The sequence below is a fragment of the Neobacillus sp. B4I6 genome, assembly GCF_050434045.1.
Taxonomy (GTDB): Bacteria; Bacillota; Bacilli; order Bacillales; family Cytobacillaceae; genus Neobacillus.
Genome location: NZ_JBNPWB010000002.1, coordinates 544,306 through 561,795, shown reverse-complemented (window position 1 = coordinate 561,795; position 17,490 = coordinate 544,306). Strand labels below are relative to the sequence as shown.

Annotated in this window: 19 protein-coding genes and 1 pseudogene; 9 read left to right on the top strand and 11 right to left on the bottom strand. The window is 38.2% G+C overall.

The annotated features are described in order from the left end of the window. The first annotated feature begins 125 nt into the window (after window positions 1-125). The gene (locus tag QF028_RS04590) at window positions 126-821 is read left to right on the top strand and encodes a Crp/Fnr family transcriptional regulator (RefSeq protein ID WP_429464369.1); all 696 of its coding nucleotides are present in this window, start codon (window positions 126-128) and stop codon (window positions 819-821) included. A 31-nt stretch (window positions 822-852) separates the two neighbouring features. Here QF028_RS04590 and QF028_RS04585 read toward each other — a convergent pair whose 3' ends face one another. After that, window positions 853-1,335, bottom strand: a complete 483-nt coding sequence (locus tag QF028_RS04585; protein WP_088088995.1) for a DUF456 domain-containing protein — start codon at window positions 1,333-1,335, stop codon at window positions 853-855. Between the two features lie 188 nt (window positions 1,336-1,523). On the opposite strand from QF028_RS04585, the gene QF028_RS04580 reads away from it, so the two are divergent. The 3 genes from QF028_RS04580 (at window position 1,524) to ispG (ending at window position 3,949) form a co-directional block, all read left to right on the top strand. Next, window positions 1,524-2,297, top strand: a complete 774-nt coding sequence (locus QF028_RS04580; RefSeq protein WP_429464368.1) for a DUF1189 domain-containing protein — start codon at window positions 1,524-1,526, stop codon at window positions 2,295-2,297. A 96-nt stretch (window positions 2,298-2,393) separates the two neighbouring features. After that, the gene (locus tag QF028_RS04575) at window positions 2,394-2,732 is read left to right on the top strand and encodes a hypothetical protein (RefSeq protein WP_214998493.1); all 339 of its coding nucleotides are present in this window, start codon (window positions 2,394-2,396) and stop codon (window positions 2,730-2,732) included. Between the two features lie 116 nt (window positions 2,733-2,848). Then, on the top strand, window positions 2,849-3,949 hold the full coding sequence (gene ispG / locus QF028_RS04570) for a flavodoxin-dependent (E)-4-hydroxy-3-methylbut-2-enyl-diphosphate synthase (RefSeq protein ID WP_214731935.1): 1,101 nt from the start codon (window positions 2,849-2,851) through the stop codon (window positions 3,947-3,949). A gap of 55 nt (window positions 3,950-4,004) precedes the next feature. On the opposite strand, the gene QF028_RS04565 is transcribed toward ispG, so the two are convergent. Then, window positions 4,005-4,487 carry a hypothetical protein gene (locus QF028_RS04565; RefSeq protein WP_429464367.1) on the bottom strand — a complete coding sequence of 161 codons (483 nt, stop codon included), beginning with the start codon at window positions 4,485-4,487 and terminating at the stop codon, window positions 4,005-4,007. Window positions 4,488-4,659: 172 nt separating this feature from the next. Here QF028_RS04565 and QF028_RS04560 point away from each other — a divergent pair, with 172 nt between their 5' ends. Further along, window positions 4,660-5,262, top strand: a complete 603-nt coding sequence (locus QF028_RS04560) for a 5' nucleotidase, NT5C type (RefSeq protein WP_429464366.1) — start codon at window positions 4,660-4,662, stop codon at window positions 5,260-5,262. Between the two features lie 44 nt (window positions 5,263-5,306). Here QF028_RS04560 and QF028_RS04555 read toward each other — a convergent pair whose 3' ends face one another. The 3 genes from QF028_RS04555 to QF028_RS04545 are packed head-to-tail and all read right to left on the bottom strand — an operon-like array spanning window position 5,307 to window position 7,334. Continuing rightward, entirely contained in the window at window positions 5,307-5,717 is a 411-nt protein-coding gene (locus QF028_RS04555; protein WP_429464365.1) for a Fur family transcriptional regulator, read from the bottom strand. Next, window positions 5,707-6,564, bottom strand: coding sequence for a metal ABC transporter permease (locus QF028_RS04550; protein WP_088089002.1), 858 nt, complete (start codon window positions 6,562-6,564; stop codon window positions 5,707-5,709). The genes QF028_RS04555 and QF028_RS04550 overlap by 11 nt, the downstream gene beginning before the upstream one ends. Further along, entirely contained in the window at window positions 6,561-7,334 is a 774-nt protein-coding gene (locus QF028_RS04545) for a metal ABC transporter ATP-binding protein (protein WP_214998490.1), read from the bottom strand. The genes QF028_RS04550 and QF028_RS04545 overlap by 4 nt, the downstream gene beginning before the upstream one ends. A gap of 173 nt (window positions 7,335-7,507) precedes the next feature. On the opposite strand from QF028_RS04545, the gene QF028_RS04540 reads away from it, so the two are divergent. Then, window positions 7,508-7,765 (top strand): DUF2624 domain-containing protein, encoded by a 258-nt coding sequence (locus QF028_RS04540; RefSeq protein WP_168245097.1) that lies wholly within the window; start codon window positions 7,508-7,510, stop codon window positions 7,763-7,765. Window positions 7,766-8,096: 331 nt separating this feature from the next. After that, window positions 8,097-8,995, top strand: a pseudogene (locus tag QF028_RS04535) (transposase). Window positions 8,996-9,240: 245 nt separating this feature from the next. Here the strand turns inward: QF028_RS04535 and QF028_RS04530 are convergent. Together QF028_RS04530 and QF028_RS04525 are read right to left on the bottom strand one after the other, a co-directional pair. Continuing rightward, the gene (locus QF028_RS04530; protein WP_214731493.1) at window positions 9,241-10,134 is read right to left on the bottom strand and encodes a deoxyribonuclease IV; all 894 of its coding nucleotides are present in this window, start codon (window positions 10,132-10,134) and stop codon (window positions 9,241-9,243) included. A gap of 21 nt (window positions 10,135-10,155) precedes the next feature. Further along, window positions 10,156-11,472 carry a DEAD/DEAH box helicase gene (locus QF028_RS04525; protein WP_429464364.1) on the bottom strand — a complete coding sequence of 439 codons (1,317 nt, stop codon included), beginning with the start codon at window positions 11,470-11,472 and terminating at the stop codon, window positions 10,156-10,158. Between the two features lie 259 nt (window positions 11,473-11,731). Here QF028_RS04525 and vrrA point away from each other — a divergent pair, with 259 nt between their 5' ends. Together vrrA and QF028_RS04515 are read left to right on the top strand one after the other, a co-directional pair. Further along, entirely contained in the window at window positions 11,732-12,391 is a 660-nt protein-coding gene (gene vrrA / locus QF028_RS04520) for a VrrA/YqfQ family protein (RefSeq protein WP_429464363.1), read from the top strand. Window positions 12,392-12,532: 141 nt separating this feature from the next. Further along, on the top strand, window positions 12,533-13,480 hold the full coding sequence (locus QF028_RS04515; RefSeq protein ID WP_429464362.1) for a 4-hydroxy-3-methylbut-2-enyl diphosphate reductase: 948 nt from the start codon (window positions 12,533-12,535) through the stop codon (window positions 13,478-13,480). A 40-nt stretch (window positions 13,481-13,520) separates the two neighbouring features. Here QF028_RS04515 and QF028_RS04510 read toward each other — a convergent pair whose 3' ends face one another. The 4 genes from QF028_RS04510 to rpoD all read right to left on the bottom strand — a co-directional run bounded on the left by QF028_RS04510 (window position 13,521) and on the right by rpoD (window position 17,486). Next, complete coding sequence (locus QF028_RS04510) at window positions 13,521-14,636, bottom strand: Nif3-like dinuclear metal center hexameric protein (protein ID WP_429464361.1); 1,116 nt, start codon at window positions 14,634-14,636, stop codon at window positions 13,521-13,523. Further along, window positions 14,623-15,342 (bottom strand): tRNA (adenine(22)-N(1))-methyltransferase, encoded by a 720-nt coding sequence (locus tag QF028_RS04505; protein ID WP_429464360.1) that lies wholly within the window; start codon window positions 15,340-15,342, stop codon window positions 14,623-14,625. The genes QF028_RS04510 and QF028_RS04505 overlap by 14 nt, the downstream gene beginning before the upstream one ends. Window positions 15,343-15,417: 75 nt before the next feature. Further along, complete coding sequence (gene cccA / locus QF028_RS04500) at window positions 15,418-15,783, bottom strand: cytochrome c550 (protein WP_215015318.1); 366 nt, start codon at window positions 15,781-15,783, stop codon at window positions 15,418-15,420. A gap of 575 nt (window positions 15,784-16,358) precedes the next feature. Next, window positions 16,359-17,486 (bottom strand): RNA polymerase sigma factor RpoD, encoded by a 1,128-nt coding sequence (rpoD, locus tag QF028_RS04495; protein ID WP_168245105.1) that lies wholly within the window; start codon window positions 17,484-17,486, stop codon window positions 16,359-16,361. Between the last annotated feature and the right edge of the window lie 4 nt (window positions 17,487-17,490).

Here is a 17,490-nt window from a genome sequence, read left to right as displayed (position 1 = left end):
GGCAATCTGTCAACGATTTTTGTCATATCCGACTTTTGTCACTACCAATTCATGTAAAGGCTCTATTGACACCTTGTTAATAATTTATTTTAATCAAAGAGAAGGGTGCTAAGGAGTGATTTTCCATGCAGAAAAGTAGTTATTCCATATATAATTTACTAGTTTACTTTTACGAAAAAAAAGAACCAATTCAAAAGATTAAAGCCGGTTCCGTTCTTTTTCAAGAGAAGGACCCTGCCCAGTATGTTTTCTTATTGCTTAAAGGAAGTATTTCACTTGGAAGAGTTCATTTACGCGGCAAGGATTTTATCTTAAAAATCTTAAATGACCAGGAATTAATTGTAGAGTATCAACTTTTCAAACCATCTTCTCATTATCAATTTTACGCAAAAACGATGACAGATTGTGAAATGATCTTTATCAAGAAGGAACAATTTGAAGAATTTATTAAAAATGATCCAGAAGCAATGAGCGCTCTTGTTGCATGGCTAAGTACAGGTTATTTAAAGGCACAAATGAAATGCCAAGACCTAATTATGAATGGTAAAAAAGGCGGTTTATATTCTATCCTCATCCGCTTATCTAATTCTTATGGAATTAAGACAGAGGATGGAATTCTTATTGATCTGCCCCTAACACATCAGGAATTAGCTAATTTAACCTATGGGACGCGTGAAGTTATTCAACGAGCCTTAAAAGATCTTCGCGAGAAAGAGATCATTACCTATGATTATCAAAAGCTTACCATAAAAAAGCTCAACTATTTAAAAGAAGAAGTTGACTGTCAAAATTGTTCCTTTGAAATTTGCGGCTTAAATTAATCAAACAAAAGCCACCCGGAAAGGTGGCTTTTTACAAGACTAAAATAAAAAAATAAACTATCATAAGAATTTGAATAATTGTTTTTGTAATAACACTGCTTATAAATCCAATGACCGAGCCAAAACCAATTTTAATACTATCAGTGAAATTTCTTTTGTTGAAGATTAATTCAGCTCCTATTGCCCCGATAAATGGACCAATAAGGATTCCTAAAAAAGGGATAACAAATGGTCCAACGATAATCCCTATCGTACTTCCCCAGATTCCGGCCTTGGAACCTCCATATTTTTTAATTCCAATCATATTAGCAATATAGTCGGCAACAAATAAAAGTACAATAAACAAACCTTGAATCAACCAAAAGTACCATCGAAAGGGTTGAAAATTAAAAAAGACTCCATACAATAAAAAGCCTGCCAGTATAAATAACACACTTGGAACAATCGGATACACCAAACCAACAAATGCAACAATAAATAACAAAATGATGATACTCCAATAGACCAATTCCATTTTATCCATCCCTCATAAAACTTTTTCTAGATATTTTATACAGTGTACACTTTCCTTCATACGATTAAAACTTGGAATAGGTTTCAAAAATAAAATTGAGTTGCTGTCATTCTTGTATATAACCTTTACTAAAGATACAATAGATGCTGGAGCAATCATTTGTGATTTAATGTATAAAGGTGGTCATTATGAATATTTTCAAGCAATTGTATAAAAGTATCTACTCTCCTAAAGATATTGCCTTATTTCGATTCCAAGGGATAGGAAAAACAATATTATATGTTTTCTTTTTAACATTAATTTCGATTCTGCCGTCAGTAATTTACTTAAGTACGGCACTTACCACGGGTGTCGATACGGCTAGAACCATTATTACTGACGAATTACCTGATTTTTCAATTCAAGACGGGCATCTAACAGCTGATACTAAAGTGCCCATTACATTAAATAAGGATAATTTTTCTATTATTTTAGACCCAACTGGAGCTATTTCTGCAGATGATATCCAAGATGAGGGAAATTCTTTTGCCATGTTAGAAGATCAGTTTGTTTTAGCTGCAGGCGGCCGATTTGATACATATCCCTATTCCATGTTAGAAGGGCTAAACATTGCAAAGGGAGACATTGTGGATTTTATTAACACAATTGGCGGAATAAAATGGATAATAATCCCTGTGGTTTCTGTGTTTATCTACTTGTTTGCATGTGCTGGCAGTTTTATCGAGGTATCGGTTTTGGCTCTAATTGGTTTATTATTAAAGAACCTTTTAGGTAGGAAACTAATTTACAGGCAGTTGTGGCGAATGGCTGCATACAGCGAAACATTACCAACATTGTTTTTTACCATTATGGCGGCAATTAAAACAACCGTTCCTAACAGCTTCTTGATTAATTGGTTTGTTGTGATCATCGTTTTATACCTAGCCATAATTGAAATTCCAAAACCCAAAAAAGTGAACTAAGAGGCGCCCAAAGCGGGCGTTTTTTTTATTAACTCGTTCTTTTTACATTCGGACAAGCATACCAATGTACAAACTGTCTATTTGGAGGCTTGTCCGATGAAAAAGTTATTTGGTTTCTTATTAGCCGTTTTAATCATATATGTAATTTATATTGATTTAACTGTTGGCACCCTGCCTTCCTCATTCACACAGCAGGTGGATGCTAAAATCGAAACACAAAATACGGAGTTGAAAACAGAAACAAATATACCTTCTTTCGAAGCACAAGTTGAACCAGGTGAAACAGTGCTATCTATCGTGGAACATCAACTGGATAAATCACTTCCCGTATCGATTTCTGACTTAATCGAGGACTTTCGAAAATTAAATCCTGGGGAGACTCCAGAAAAAATTCAAATCGGGTCTACATATCATTTCCCTGATTACTCAAAATAAAGAGGATAGTGCTTATTCTTGTCAAAAATAGTGAAAGGCTGATAGAATAGAGTCGGATTGTTTTTATATACCTTATTCGAATCCCATTTTGAAGGAGCGAATTACTCGTGAGTGAAATATTACACCGCACAAAAACTCGACCAATTAAAGTTGGTAACTTAACGATTGGCGGGAGTAACGAATTATTTATACAAAGTATGACCACAACAAAAACACATGATGTTGAAGCAACCGTTGCTGAAATAAAGCGTCTTGAGGAAGCTGGCTGTCAGATTGTTCGGGTGGCTTGTCCGGATGAACGGGCTGCGAATGCCATTCCTGAAATCAAAAAAAGAATCAACATTCCACTTGTTGTCGATATTCATTTCGATTATAAATTGGCTCTTAAAGCAATTGAAGGCGGAGCAGATAAAATCAGAATCAATCCCGGTAATATCGGAAAACGAGAAAAAGTCGAGGCTGTCGTAAAAGCCGCGAAGGAGAAAGGTATTCCCATTAGAATCGGTGTAAATGCTGGCTCGCTCGAAAAGAGAATTTTAGAGAAATACGGATATCCAACAGCAGATGGTATGGTCGAAAGCGCGCTGCACCATATTAAAATTCTTGAGGATTTAGATTTCCATGATATTATCGTTTCCATGAAGGCCTCTGATGTAAATCTTGCCATTGAAGCTTATGAAAAGGCATCGAGAGCATTCGATTATCCCCTTCATCTTGGGATCACTGAGTCTGGAACCCTTTTTGCAGGCAGCATAAAAAGTGCGGCAGGTTTAGGCACTATTTTACACATGGGAATCGGTAACACACTACGTGTTTCCTTAAGTGCAGACCCAGTTCAGGAAGTAAAGGTTGCTAGAGAACTTTTAAAGGTATTCGGTCTCTCTTCTAACGCGGCCACATTGATCTCTTGCCCAACATGCGGCCGGATTGAAATTGACCTTATTAGTATTGCAAATGAAGTCGAAGAATACATTGAAAAAATTAAAGCTCCGATTAAAGTAGCTGTTTTAGGCTGTGCCGTTAACGGACCTGGAGAGGCCCGTGAAGCCGATATTGGCATTGCCGGTGCTCGAGGTGAAGGGTTATTATTCAGGAAGGGTGAGATCGTCCGCAAGGTTCCTGAAGCGCAATTAGTTGAAGAATTGAAAAAAGAAATCGACCAAATTGCCGAAGAATATTTTCAGAAAAAAGCAGTCGAAGATAAAATTACGAATTAACATCAAGAAACCCGGTATTTTCACCGGGTTTCTTTTTGCTCCTATGCAGGTTTTGTTAAAAGAACGGAAGAATAAAGATACCAATAACAATCGATATTGCACCGATACCAATGGCCCAGGCACCAAGTCCTGTGGCCCCTCTTCTTCTGGCAACAAAACCTAACACAATACCTGCAGCTCCAAAAAGAATAGGTAATACAAACAGTGATAAAATCGAAAGCACTAAAGCAAGCGTTCCTAGACCTGTACCACCTGCAGCATTTTCCTTTTGCCCGGTCTGTTCCTTTCTTCGAATAAGTGGAACAGGAGCAGCTATTTCCGCTGCTGTTTCTTCCCTATATTCTGAAGATCGTATCGGAACAGAAGCACCAATGTTAGGGGTATTGTCATCTTTTTTCAATGTGTAATGGGCCTTAATAGGTGCGGCAATTTCTGATGCTGTTTCCTCCCGATATGATGTAGGAGAATTGGGAATATCTTGGCCAATATTTGCACTTTGAAGAGCTTCCTGCACTTTCGTGTCTCTTTCATCTGCCATCCTAATCCCTCACTTTCAGTAATAGGAGCATTAATTATTGTTTGCCTCTGTCTGCTTTTTAGTATGTTAATGTTTGCCTAAATTAGTTTTTTGTTTCTTTTCCCCCGTTGACCACTCAATTTTGGTAAACTAAAAGGAGAATCCTAAAAGCTATATGAAGGTGAGAGCAAAAATGAGAAAAAGGTTTGGAATCGATATTGATGGAACGGTTACATGCCCCAAATCCATCATCCCTTTTATTAATAAAGCATTTGACTTGAATATTTTATATGAGGACGTTAATCAATATGAATTAACTCCATTCGTAAATGTTTCAGAAAAAGAGTTCGCCACATGGTTTTCTGAAAATGAACCCATGATTTATAAAGGCTCTCCTCTCGCAGAAGGAGCGGGAAAAGTATTAAATAAATGGGAAAAAGAGCATGAGTTGTTTTTCATTAGTGCACGCGGCTCCCATTTACTCGATGTAACCATCCAATGGTTCCTTGATAAAGGCTTAACCTTTGACCACATTGAATTAATTGGATCACATGACAAAGTAGCCACAGTGAAAAAGCATTCGGTTGATATCTTTTTTGAGGATAAACACGATAATGCTGTGATGATCCATGAAGAGTGTCAGATTCCTGTCATATTATTTGATACACCATATAATCAGGATCCTCTTCCAAAAGGTGTCATCCGGGTTAATAACTGGAAAGAAGCTTATATTTGGGTAGAAAACTGGGAAAAGCAGCAGCAGGTCCACAGGGAAATGGCTAGTTCCAGCATTTAATTTTAGATACAAAAAAAACAGCTTGTATGCAGACAAGCTGTTTTTTAATGACATTCAGGACAAAGACCGTAAATCTCAAACTTATGACCTGAAATATCGTATCCTTTTAAATTTTCACTTAAGTCGTTCATTGGGCAAGTTTCAATTTCTTTCGTTTTTCCGCAGGTCATACAGATAAAATGATGATGATGGTGATGTCTTGAACATGTAAAACGGAAATGTTTCTCTCCTGATAATTCTGTCATCTCAAGAATCCCCATATTCACAAACAAGGAAAGATTACGATAGATAGTATCAAAGCTCAGACCTGGATAATAATCTTTAAGCTGATCCAAGACGTCCTTAGCCGTTAAATATTTATCACTGTCAGCAAACAATTGAAGCATATCTTCTCTTTTACCAGTTTGTTTAAACCCTTTTTCTTTTAAGTATTGGATTGCCTCATTAACGTTCACCTGACGGCACCCCCTTACGAATTAAGAATTTTTTATAAAAAATAGAAAAAATTAAGATAAGAACAGCAATCATCACGATTGTTCCACCGGGAGCTAAATCTAAGTAATACGCAGTAAACAAGCCGCCAAGTACTGACACTTCACCAAATAGGACAGATAAAAAAATAGTTTGCTTAAATCCTTTGGCTAGCCTTATACTGGCTGCTACAGGTAACGTCATTAAAGATGAAACCAACAAAATTCCGACAATTCTCATAGAAGCTGCAATTACCAAGGCCACCATGACAATAAAAATAAAATGAATACTTTTGGCCGCTATCCCTGAGGCTTTTGCGTGTTCTTCATCAAAGGATAATAAAAAAAGCTCTTTATACAATAAAATAATCACTAAAATTACCAAGATACCGATAATAAATACGACCCATAAATCGGTTCTGCTAACTGCCGAAACACTGCCAAATAAATAACTAAACAAATCAGTATTAAAACCATTGGCAAGCGAAATAAATATAACCCCTAAGCCAATACCACTAGAGAGAATAATTGGAATCGCAAGTTCTTGGTAGTGCTTATAAACGCCTCTAAGTTTTTCGATGAACAGTGATCCCCCAACAGAAAAAACCATTCCTAAGTATAGTGGATTTACTCCTGCCATCATCGCAACATTTCTTTCAAGAAGCAGGCTCGCTGCTATGCCCGCAAGAGTAACATGACTGAGTGCATCCGCAATTAACGATAGTCTTCTTACAACAACAAACACTCCTAGTAACGGGGCAATAATTCCAATCATAAGCCCCGTTAAAAAAGCATTTTGTAAAAATTCATAGTGAAAAATTCCTTGAATCATTTTACAACGCCTCCGTGCTCATGATGATGGTCTAGCATGTGAACATCATGGCCATAAATTTTAGAAATACCATCAGCCCGGAGCTGTTCAAATTCCATTGTTTCCCCATGAAAATGCAAATGTTTATTCAAGCACGCAACATGTGAGACTTTATCCGAAATCGTCCCAATATCATGAGTAACCAATAAAAGGGTAATATCATGACTTTTATTTAAATCACCCAGCATTTGATAAAAATTATTAACATTCTCGGCATCAACGCCTACGGTAGGTTCATCCAGAATGAGGAGACTTGGTTCACTAACGAGGGCTCGTGCAATGAAAACTCTTTGTTGCTGGCCTCCTGAGAGCTCACCAATATTTCTGTTGCTAAACCCTTCCATACCGACTGCCTCCAAGGCTTCGATTACTTTTTGCGCATGTTCTTTTTTAAAAAACTTAAACATCCCAAGCTTTTTGGTTAGACCACTCTCGACAACTTCAAATACAGTAGCAGGAAAACCTGTGTTGAAGGAATTAGCCTTTTGAGAAACATAGCCAATTTTTTGCCAATCTTTAAACTTATTAATTTCCTTACCGAATAAAAAGATGTCCCCTTTTTGCGGCTTTAATAACCCTAATATCAACTTCAATAGTGTTGATTTTCCGGACCCATTAGGACCGACAATCGCTAAAAAAGAACCACTTGGAATAGTAATGTTAATGTCCTCTAGAACAACATCTTTTTCATAACGATACGAAAGTTTTTTTACTTCTATAATTGATTGCATAGTCAGCGCATCACCTTTAATTATAAGAATCATTCCGATTTAACCTAAAGTAGTATACAATAGGTATTCTTGAATGTAAAGTCTGCCACTCCGGCATTCGTCAATTTGATTCACAAAAATCTCTAATCACACTCCCGGAACTTCTTCATACATTAAGGTGAGGAGTGGTGAGGGTGACAATTTTTCAGAGCATCATTAATCATAAAATTAACACGATAACAGCTGAAGAACTGGTAAAATATGCGGATCAATTTAATATATCAGTGACTAGGCAGCAGGCAGTGAAAATTGCCGAATACTTAAGAGGGAAAAATGTGAATATATTTGATGATTCACAGCGGGCTCAATTAGTGAAAGAAATTGCTAAAACTGCGGGTCCAGCAACGGCCCGAGAAGTAAATAAATTATTTATACAGTTAACTAAAAAGTAAAAACCTGTGCACTTTGCACAGCTCAGGCTGTCGAGAAACTTTCGACAGCCTCTTATTTTCTACAATAACTTTAACCATTCACCGCGTTAATTTATTATAATATTATTAATATATAGGCTTTGCAACATGTCTGTTGATTTTCGCTCCAGGCACTTCGCTTTCCACGGGCGTGCCGGGGAGCCTCCTCGGCGCTGAAGCGCCTGCGGGGTCTCCCCTGCCCCGTACTCCCGCAGGAGTCTGCGTGCCTTCCGCGCAAATCAACAGAGCTGTAAAATCAATAATACACTGCTCTTAACACAACCAAACAATAAAAAATTAAGTGGTGAAATCTATGTTTAAACCAAGAGTATCTACCCAAAGTGAATATGAATTTGTTTCTATTGATGAATTGGTTCCTGACAATCACCTTCTTCGTTTAATCGATAAATATATTGATCTTTCATTCCTTCTTGAAAAGGTACGTCCTTATTATAGTGATGATAACGGACGCCCTTCCGATCCCACTATTCTATTTAAAATGATGTTTATTGGTTATATTTATGGCATCCGATCCGAGCGACAATTACAAAGAGAAATTGAAATGAATGTTGCCTACCGCTGGTTTTTAGGCCTGAAATTTAAGGATCCTGTTCCACACCACTCAACGATTAGTTGGAATCGCCAACATCGTTTTAAAGGTACCGATATCTTTCAGGAAATATTTGATGAGATCGTTCTCCAGGCAATGAATCACAAAATGGTAGGTGGTCGTGTCTTATTTTCGGATTCTACTCATTTAAAGGCTAACGCTAATGAACATAAATTCACAAAACAAGAAATTGAAGTAGAGACTCGTGAATATTTTGATGAATTGAATAAAGCCGTAGAAGAGGACAGATTAGCTTACGGAAAAAAGCAGTTAAAGGAAAGGGAAGAAGTGAAGGAAACTAATGTACACGCTCCAAAAATAAGGTAAAAGTAGTGACACGTCATGTTTGGGAAGAGCACAAGGAAAAGGTAAGGGAAAATCGCTTATCTAAATCTGGAAAAATGCTTTATAAATTTAGAAAGGAAAAAATTGAGCGAAGCTTCGCAGACTCAAAAGCGCTGCACGGGCTTCGCTATTGCCGGTTACGGGGATTGAAGAAAGCAAGCGAACAGGCTCTCCTTACGGCAGCCTGCCAAAATATGAAAAAGATTGCAACACAATTAGCAAGGCTAGAAAAAGTGTGTTGCAATTCTTTAGGTTGATTACCTCCCTGTTGATTTCCGCGGAAGGCACGCAGACTCCTGCGGGAGGACGGGGCTGGGGAGACCCCGCAGGCGCTAGCGCCGAGGAGGCTCCCCGGACCGCCCGCGGAAAGCGAAGTGCCTAGAGCGGAAATCAACAGGCCCATTAGCAGGTACAATGAATAATTAAATGGTGAGAATAAAAAATTGCCGAGAAAAATACACTTTCTCGACAATCTGAGCTGTGCACTTTGCACAGCTCTTTTTTATGATTGCATGATAAGGTCAAGCAAGTTCTCATTGAACTTTTGTTCCCGAAGCATATGAATCTCAAATTTATATGGGGCTTTTTTATTATTCTTATCCTCACCCACATATGGAGTTTCTAAAATCTTTGGAACATCGGTAAGCTGTGGATGGTGGACAATATAATTTAGGGCCTTAAAACCGATATGGCCAAACCCGATATTTTCGTGTCTATCCTTTCGCATCCCGACCGCATTTTTACTATCATTAATATGCAGTACTTTCAATTTGTTCAAGCCAACGATTTTGTCAAACTCATTTAATACACCATCAAAATCCTCAACAATATTATAGCCTGCATCATGAGTATGGCAGGTATCAAAGCAAACGGATAACTTATCACTATAGTTAACTCCATCCATTATCATCGCTATTTCTTCGAAGGATTTTCCACACTCGGAGCCTTTTCCAGCCATCGTTTCCAAGGCAATTTGTACTTGCTCTTTGCCAGTCAGTACTTCATTTAATCCTTCGATAATTTTTTTAATTCCAGCCTCGGTACCAGCACTTACATGTGCTCCAGGATGCAGGACGATTTGCTTTGCTCCAATTGCCTCTGTTCTTTCAATTTCTGTTCGAAGAAATCTAACACCCAATTCAAAAGTATCTGGATTGGTTGTATTTCCAATATTGATAATATAAGGAGCATGAACGACAATTTCGGAGATACCGTTCTGTTCCATATGCCTCCGCCCTGCTTCAATATTGAGATCTTCGATTTTTTTTCTTCTTGTATTTTGCGGTGCCCCTGTATAGACCATAAACGTGTTTGCACCATAGGAAACTGCTTCTTCACTTGCGGCAAGCAGCATATCTTTCCCACTCATCGAAACATGTGATCCTAATTTAAGCATACCTTTTTCTCCCTGGTTTGATTATTTTTTTCTTTGCTCAATCCTTCGTTCACGCTTTTTAATTTTATCCATTTCCCATTGCATTTTCTTTTTATAACCCGGTTTTACTTTGTTTGGCTTCTTAACCAACGATTTAGCTTTTTGATCGGCCTTATCCTCTTGCCTTACCCGCGTCTTCCTTTTATTTCGTTCATCGACGATAACAAATTCGTTATTTTTAAGATCGACATTCTTAAATTGAATCCCCATTTTTTCTAACCGGTTTAACGCATCTTCATCCGATGACTCATAAATTGTGAGGGCAATGCCCGAATTTCCGGCACGTGCTGTTCTCCCGACTCTATGGATATAAAAATCTAAGTCTGATGGGAGTTCATAGTTGATGATATGGCTGACCCCTTCTATATCAATTCCTCTAGAAGCAAGGTCTGTTGCGACAATATATTGATAATCCAAATCCTGAATTTGCTTCATCATTTGTTTCCGTTCACGAGGACTTAAATCACCATGAACTCGGCCAACTTTTAAACCTTTTTCATTTAAAAAGTAAGCCACTTCTTCAGCCATTTTTTTTGTATTCGTAAATACAATCGCTAGATAAGGATTGTAGGCAAGAAGGGCATCATGAACGAGCTGCTTTTTACTCCGGTGTCTTGATGGCAAAAGATAATGCTCTAAATTTTCTGCTGCCCTTCTTTTCGGTTCTATCTGAACAGTTTTTGGATTTTCCATATATTTTTTAAGAAAGGGTTTTAATTTTTCCGGGATCGTTGCTGAAAAAACGAGCATTTGCAAGTTTTCCGGCATTTTAGCTGCTACCCGATCCAAATCCTCAATAAATCCCATATCTAACATCATATCAGCTTCATCCACGACCAGGATTCCCGCAGTATGAACAAATAAAGCTTTTTCACTCATCAGGTCCTTGATTCTACCCGGAGTTCCAACAACTATATGTGGCTGAACCTTTAATTTTTCAATCGACCGCTGCTTATCCGTCCCCCCAATATAGCATCTAGTCATAATGGATTGCTCTGGGCTGCAATGTGACGTTATTTTTAATATTTGGTGATAAATTTGAGAGGCAAGCTCTCTTGTAGGTGCAGTAATGACAGCTTGAACTTCCTGTCGTGACGGGTCAATTTTTTCGAGGATTGGAAGAACATAGGCAAGCGTTTTACCCGTCCCTGTTTGTGACTGACCAATAGCACTCTCTCCCTTTAAAACGACAGGAATCATCCGTTCCTGAATTTCAGTCGGCTCAGTAAAACCGAACTCCTTAACTGTTTCTATAATAAATGGTTGAAACGTAAAACGATCAAAACGATTTTCTTTCATATATTTGCTCCTTATAGTTAAAATCTCATGATTTTGGAGTAGTTTTCTTACTTTAGCAAGTGCAACACTTTCTATTCCATCATGCAATTATAGTCAATATTTCATCAAAACTCCAGTTATCTTTCGTTTTAATATCATTTTCTACTTTTTACTGACTTTTAAACAATTAAATTTGGTCTTTGTCCTGTGTATAATACCTAAACCAAATTAGGGTAAATGCATAATTTAAAGCATGAGGCAATTGAAAGGAGGCAACGAGATGCAACCAAGACCAAGAATGCCTATGCAGGGGCGAATGGGGCCAGGACCTTTTGGACCACATAATCAGATGATGAACCCTGGTTTTAACCCTTTTGGCGGCAGGAATCCAATGATGGGAGCCCCTTCCAATCCGTTTGGAGGAAGAAATAACCCCATGATGGGGCAAATGATGGGAAGGTCTAATCCTATGAACAAAGGCGGAGGGGGATTACTTTCGAAAATTCTCGGAGGAAGAAGCCAAACTGGCGGCTTTATGGGAATGCAAGGAGCAGGAAAAGCAGCATCAGGAGGCGGAGGACTGCTCCAATCTTTAAGTAACCCTGGCGGACTAACTAGCATGTTGAACAATACGCAGCAGGTGCTAAAGACAGCCCAGTCGATTGGACCGATGATTCAACAATATAGCCCAATGATAAAAAATCTTCCTGCAATGTGGAAAATTTATAAAGGATTCAAAAATGCTTCAAAATCTACGGATGAAGCAACAGTAGAAAATAACCAATCAACTGATACCGCCGTCGATGAATCATCAAATCATGAAGAGCCTGTAAATAGTACGTCCAATAAAAAAGGGCAACGTAAAAATAAGCAACAGCAAATGCCTTCAAAGAAAAGTCCATATCAAAAAGGAAGTTCTGTTCCGAAAATGTATATATAAATGAAGAATGCTGGAGACGGCATTCTTTCTTTTCTTCCTAAAACTGCTAAGGAAAATTGTATCTTTGTATTATTTCTATTAGTTTTATATAATAAACACGTAAAACTATTAAACACTGTCTTTTTTAGGAGGACTTTTTATATGCAAATTATCAAAATTTCACCACGCGGTTACTGCTATGGTGTCGTCGATGCCATGGTTATTGCACGAAACGCTGCTTTAGATAAAACATTACCACGCCCAATCTACATTTTAGGGATGATTGTTCATAATAAACATGTTACAGATGCTTTCGAAGAAGAAGGGATTATTACCCTAGACGGAAAAAACCGTAAAGATATTCTCGATAAAGTGGAAACAGGTACTGTTATCTTTACTGCTCATGGAATATCGCCAGAAGTTAGAGAACTCGCAAAACAGAAAGGGCTAGTAACGATAGATGCGACATGTCCTGATGTAACGAGAACCCATGATTTGATTGAAGAAAAAACAAAAGAAGGCTACCAAGTAATTTATATTGGAAAAAAAGGACATCCAGAACCGGAGGGTGCAGTTGGTGTGGCCCCTGATATGGTCCATCTGGTTGAAACTCCAAATGATGTAGAAGCATTAACGATTGACTGTGACAAGTTACTTGTCACAAATCAAACAACGATGAGTCAATGGGATGTGGCTGATACAATGAAAAAAGTTCAGGAAAAATATCCAAATGTGGAAGTCTTTAATGAAATTTGCCATGCAACGCAAATTCGCCAAGAAGCAGTTGCAGAACAAGCAACAGAAGCTGATGTGACGATTGTAGTTGGTGATCCAAAAAGTAATAATTCCAATCGCCTTGCACAGGTCTCTGAGGAAATTGCTGGAACAAAAGCGTATCGCATTGCTGATATAACTGAGTTAGAAATTGAGTGGATTAAGGATGCCAAAAATGTCGCGGTAACATCCGGAGCCTCTACTCCAACACCGATAACAAAGGAAGTAATCACATTCCTTGAACAATTTAACCCAAATAATGAAGCTACATGGGAACGACGAAAAAAGGTCCAATTAAGCAGAATATTACCAAAGGTAAAAAAAACTGAAGTGTAGTAAATAAAAAGAACCGAGTCTGTGGACCGGTTCTTTGCTTTTATACAAATTGGAATGGATCTGTATTTACTTCAGAAGGAAAAATCTCCACGGTATAACCCGTTTCTTGACACATCTTTTGTAATGTTGCAGTCAGGCCTTTTTTCATCACCTTTTCCACATTATGGCCTGGATCAATCATATTCAAGCCCTGCATTGCTGCATCATGGGCCGTGTGATAATAAATATCCCCTGTAACATACACATCTGCCCCTTGAAATTTGGCATTCATGAAGTATTTATTTCCATCCCCGCCTAAAACAGCTGCCTTTTTAATTTTAGTGCTTAAATCGCCAACCACACGGACAGTTGAAACTTCAAGTGCTAATTTCACTTTTTCCGCAAATTCTCCTAATGTCATTTCACGGACTTTCCCGATTCGGCCAAGACCGAGTACTTCTCCTTTGTTCTCCAGCGGGTAGACATCATAGGCCACCTCTTCATATGGATGCGCTTTGATCATAGCAGTAATCGTTTTCTTTAGAAGTGGTTCAGGAATAATGGTCTCGATTCTTACTTCCTCCACTTCTTCTAACCTGCCTGCCTCACCAACAAATGGATTGGTATTTTCACCAGGTACAAATCTTCCCGTCCCATTTGCGGAAAATGAACAATGGCTGTAATTTCCAATAAATCCTGCGCCTGCATTTCCAAGGACTTTCCTAATTACTTCTGCATGGCTTACTGGAACAAAAACAACTAATTTCTTTAGCTTTGTATCAAAAGTCGGCACGAGTACCTCTGCATCTTCCAACTCTAAAGCAGTTGCAAGCAGGTCATTTACCCCGCCTTTTGCGACATCAAGGTTCGTATGGGCTGCGTAAACAGCAATATCATGTTTTAATATTTTTTCGATCATTTTCCCTTGAACCGTGTCAGTTAGCAAATTCTTAAGCGGTCGATAAATAATCGGATGGTGGGCAATAATGAGCTGAACATTTTTTTCAATTGCCTCATCGATTACATTTTCCAGTACATCAAGGGCAATCATTATTCGTTCAACTTTTTTATTTAAGCGTCCTATTTGTAAGCCAATCTTATCCCCTTCCATCGCTAACCCTTTCGGGGAAAACTGTTCAAATAGTTGTATGACTTCGTGACCGTTAGGAATTTTCATTCTTTAAAGCCTCCTCTACCAGCTTAATTTTGGCGATCATCTCTAGTTTTTTTTCATTCGTTTCAGGAGATTGGCTGGCACCCTCAAGTGCTTCATAAATACGCTGCCAATTGTTTATTTCTGCTGTCCATTTTTTCTTAAAGGTTTTATCTTGTTTTTGTAGAAGGAATGGACCAACTAAAAGCCCCATATCAAGATTTTTTTTATAAGGCTTATTCGGATCGCCCTTTTCACCTATTAAAATCTCGTATATTTTCCCATCTTCCTCAAGTATTTCTTCGTCAATTAGTTCCCAGTTATTTTCAATAAACCATTTTCTGATAGAAATCGCGCTAATATTTGGTTGTAACACCAGGCGCTTGACAGAAGTCAGCTTATCTTTACCATTTTCTAGAATGTTTGCAATTAGGGCACCCCCCATTCCAGCAATTGTAATACAATCCACTTCACCCGGTTGAATAACTTCCAGACCATCACCTAATCGCACGGAAATAACCCCCGCTAACCCTTCTGCTAATACATTCCTCTCAGCCAACTGGAAGGGTCCCTTAGCAACCTCACCAGCAATGGCAAATGGTAATCCTTCATTTTTTGCTAAGTAGCAAGGTAAATAAGCATGGTCTGAGCCAATATCTGCGAGCCTCGCTCCTTTTGGAACATAGTTAGAAACCGAAGCCAATCTTGCTGACAATTTATCTGTATTCAATCATACCACCACTTTTTATATGTAATTTATATAGTATAAAAAAAGTCCTTTACAGATGCAAAGGACCTTTTCTAGTTATTTAATGTTTGCTAACCAATCTGCCATTGCAGCAGCCTGTTCTGGTTTAACAAGACCTGCTGGCATGCCTGTACCCTTACCTTTTGTAACAAAAGTCATAAGTTCTTCCTTAGAATACTTGCTGCCCACACCTTTTAATGTAGGTCCTACTACCCCTTGATACTGATCGCCATGACAGCCAATACAAGATTGCTTGTAAATGTCTTCTGGCTTTGATGCGGCAACCTCTGTTTTCTCATTACCTTCCCCATTTTCCTTAGCAACTTCTTTCATATCACCAAGGCCTTTGAAAGACAAAATTAGAATTAACACAATTCCAAATGCCATGATGAGAACGAAAGGAATAACCGGATTTCGCTTCATGATATAACCTCCCTTATGTACGAACGTCTGTTAAATATTGAATAAAGTCTACAAACAACTACTATTTTACTTGAAAATGAACAGAAGGAAAAGCCCTAAACTTATTTTATCACTATAATCTTAATAAAAAAAAGAAAACAAGCCAAATTAGTGAAAATATCTAGTTTAGCCTGTTTATAAATTTGCTATTTTATTTTAATAATCATAGGCTCCCTGAGCAATCCCTACGGCCATTGCAGCAATCCCTATACGTGTCCGGCCATCGACCCATAATTAAAAACTGTTTAAGGCCTCTCTAAGCTTACCTAAAAGGTTCTTAACAGGTACTCAGGCATCTTCTAACAAACGTTCGGTTGTATTTGATAAATTCAAGCCCATCTCCTAAAATAAAAGAATAAAAAGCGGACCATGAATTTTCTTAAGTCTATTTGCAAAATGAGAGACAATTCAGTAAAATGGATTCAAATAGAGAAAGTGCTTACATTTACTTAAGTGTTTCATCTGTGTATTCATTAATTGATGCATAAGAAAAAAGCCTACTTCAGTTATGAAGTAGACTATTCATTAGAAATATTTTATTCTAAGAAATCTTTTAATCGTTTGCTGCGACTAGGATGGCGTAATTTCCGCAATGCCTTTGCTTCAATTTGACGGATACGCTCACGGGTAACACCGAAGACCTTTCCTACCTCTTCGAGTGTACGAGTACGTCCATCATCCAGTCCAAAACGCAGGCGAAGGACATTTTCTTCCCTGTCTGTTAAAGTATCTAAGACATCTTCAAGTTGCTCTTTTAATAATTCATAGGCAGCATGCTCTGAAGGTGAGGTTGCATCCTGGTCTTCAATAAAATCACCAAGGTGGGAATCATCTTCTTCACCAATAGGTGTTTCCAGTGATACAGGCTCTTGGGCAATTTTCAAAATTTCCCTAACCTTATCAGGTGTTAGATCCATATCTTCACCAATTTCTTCTGGTGTTGGTTCACGGCCAAGATCCTGAAGTAATTGACGCTGAACACGAATTAATTTATTAATGGTTTCAACCATATGCACAGGTATCCGAATGGTCCTTGCTTGGTCTGCAATCGCGCGTGTAATGGCTTGACGAATCCACCAAGTTGCATAGGTACTAAATTTAAAGCCTTTTCGATAATCAAACTTTTCAACAGCTTTGATTAGACCCATATTACCTTCCTGAATAAGATCAAGAAAGAGCATTCCACGACCGACGTAGCGTTTTGCAATACTTACTACAAGACGGAGGTTTGCTTCAGCTAGACGTCGTTTTGCTTCTTCGTCGCCTGCTTCAATTCGGTTAGCCAGCTTAATTTCCTCTTCAGCAGAAAGCAAATCAACACGGCCGATTTCTTTTAAGTACATACGAACTGGATCATTAATCTTAACCCCTGGAGGGACGCTAAGATCATTTAGATCAAATTCATCATCATCACCTTTAGCTAATTGCTTAGGATTTGGATCTTCCTCACTTTCACCAACTAATTCAATACCTTGATCACCGAGGAACTCGTAAAATTCGTCCATTTGGTGTGAATCTAGTTCAAAATTAGCCAATTTCTCAGCAATATCATCATAGGCAAGGACGCCGGTTTTTTTACCCAGCACCGTTAACTGGTCTTTCACTTGTTCAAAAGTGAATTCATTCTCAACTTCTTTTGAACGGGCTGATTTTTCAGCAGCCATATGT

Coding starts and splice junctions, on each gene's coding strand:
- rpoD (WP_168245105.1), bottom strand. CDS start 17,486: ATGGCTGCTGAAAAATCAGCCCGTTCAAAAGAAGTTGAGAATGAATTC.
- QF028_RS04590 (WP_429464369.1), top strand. CDS start 126: ATGCAGAAAAGTAGTTATTCCATATATAATTTACTAGTTTACTTTTAC.
- QF028_RS04550 (WP_088089002.1), bottom strand. CDS start 6,564: ATGATTCAAGGAATTTTTCACTATGAATTTTTACAAAATGCTTTTTTA.
- QF028_RS04525 (WP_429464364.1), bottom strand. CDS start 11,472: ATGAAAGAAAATCGTTTTGATCGTTTTACGTTTCAACCATTTATTATA.
- QF028_RS04575 (WP_214998493.1), top strand. CDS start 2,394: ATGAAAAAGTTATTTGGTTTCTTATTAGCCGTTTTAATCATATATGTA.
- QF028_RS04510 (WP_429464361.1), bottom strand. CDS start 14,636: ATGAAAATTCCTAACGGTCACGAAGTCATACAACTATTTGAACAGTTT.
- QF028_RS04545 (WP_214998490.1), bottom strand. CDS start 7,334: ATGCAATCAATTATAGAAGTAAAAAAACTTTCGTATCGTTATGAAAAA.
- QF028_RS04585 (WP_088088995.1), bottom strand. CDS start 1,335: ATGGAATTGGTCTATTGGAGTATCATCATTTTGTTATTTATTGTTGCA.
- QF028_RS04515 (WP_429464362.1), top strand. CDS start 12,533: ATGCAAATTATCAAAATTTCACCACGCGGTTACTGCTATGGTGTCGTC.
- cccA (WP_215015318.1), bottom strand. CDS start 15,783: ATGAAGCGAAATCCGGTTATTCCTTTCGTTCTCATCATGGCATTTGGA.
- QF028_RS04580 (WP_429464368.1), top strand. CDS start 1,524: ATGAATATTTTCAAGCAATTGTATAAAAGTATCTACTCTCCTAAAGAT.
- QF028_RS04565 (WP_429464367.1), bottom strand. CDS start 4,487: ATGGCAGATGAAAGAGACACGAAAGTGCAGGAAGCTCTTCAAAGTGCA.
- vrrA (WP_429464363.1), top strand. CDS start 11,732: ATGCAACCAAGACCAAGAATGCCTATGCAGGGGCGAATGGGGCCAGGA.
- QF028_RS04530 (WP_214731493.1), bottom strand. CDS start 10,134: ATGCTTAAATTAGGATCACATGTTTCGATGAGTGGGAAAGATATGCTG.
- QF028_RS04560 (WP_429464366.1), top strand. CDS start 4,660: ATGAGAAAAAGGTTTGGAATCGATATTGATGGAACGGTTACATGCCCC.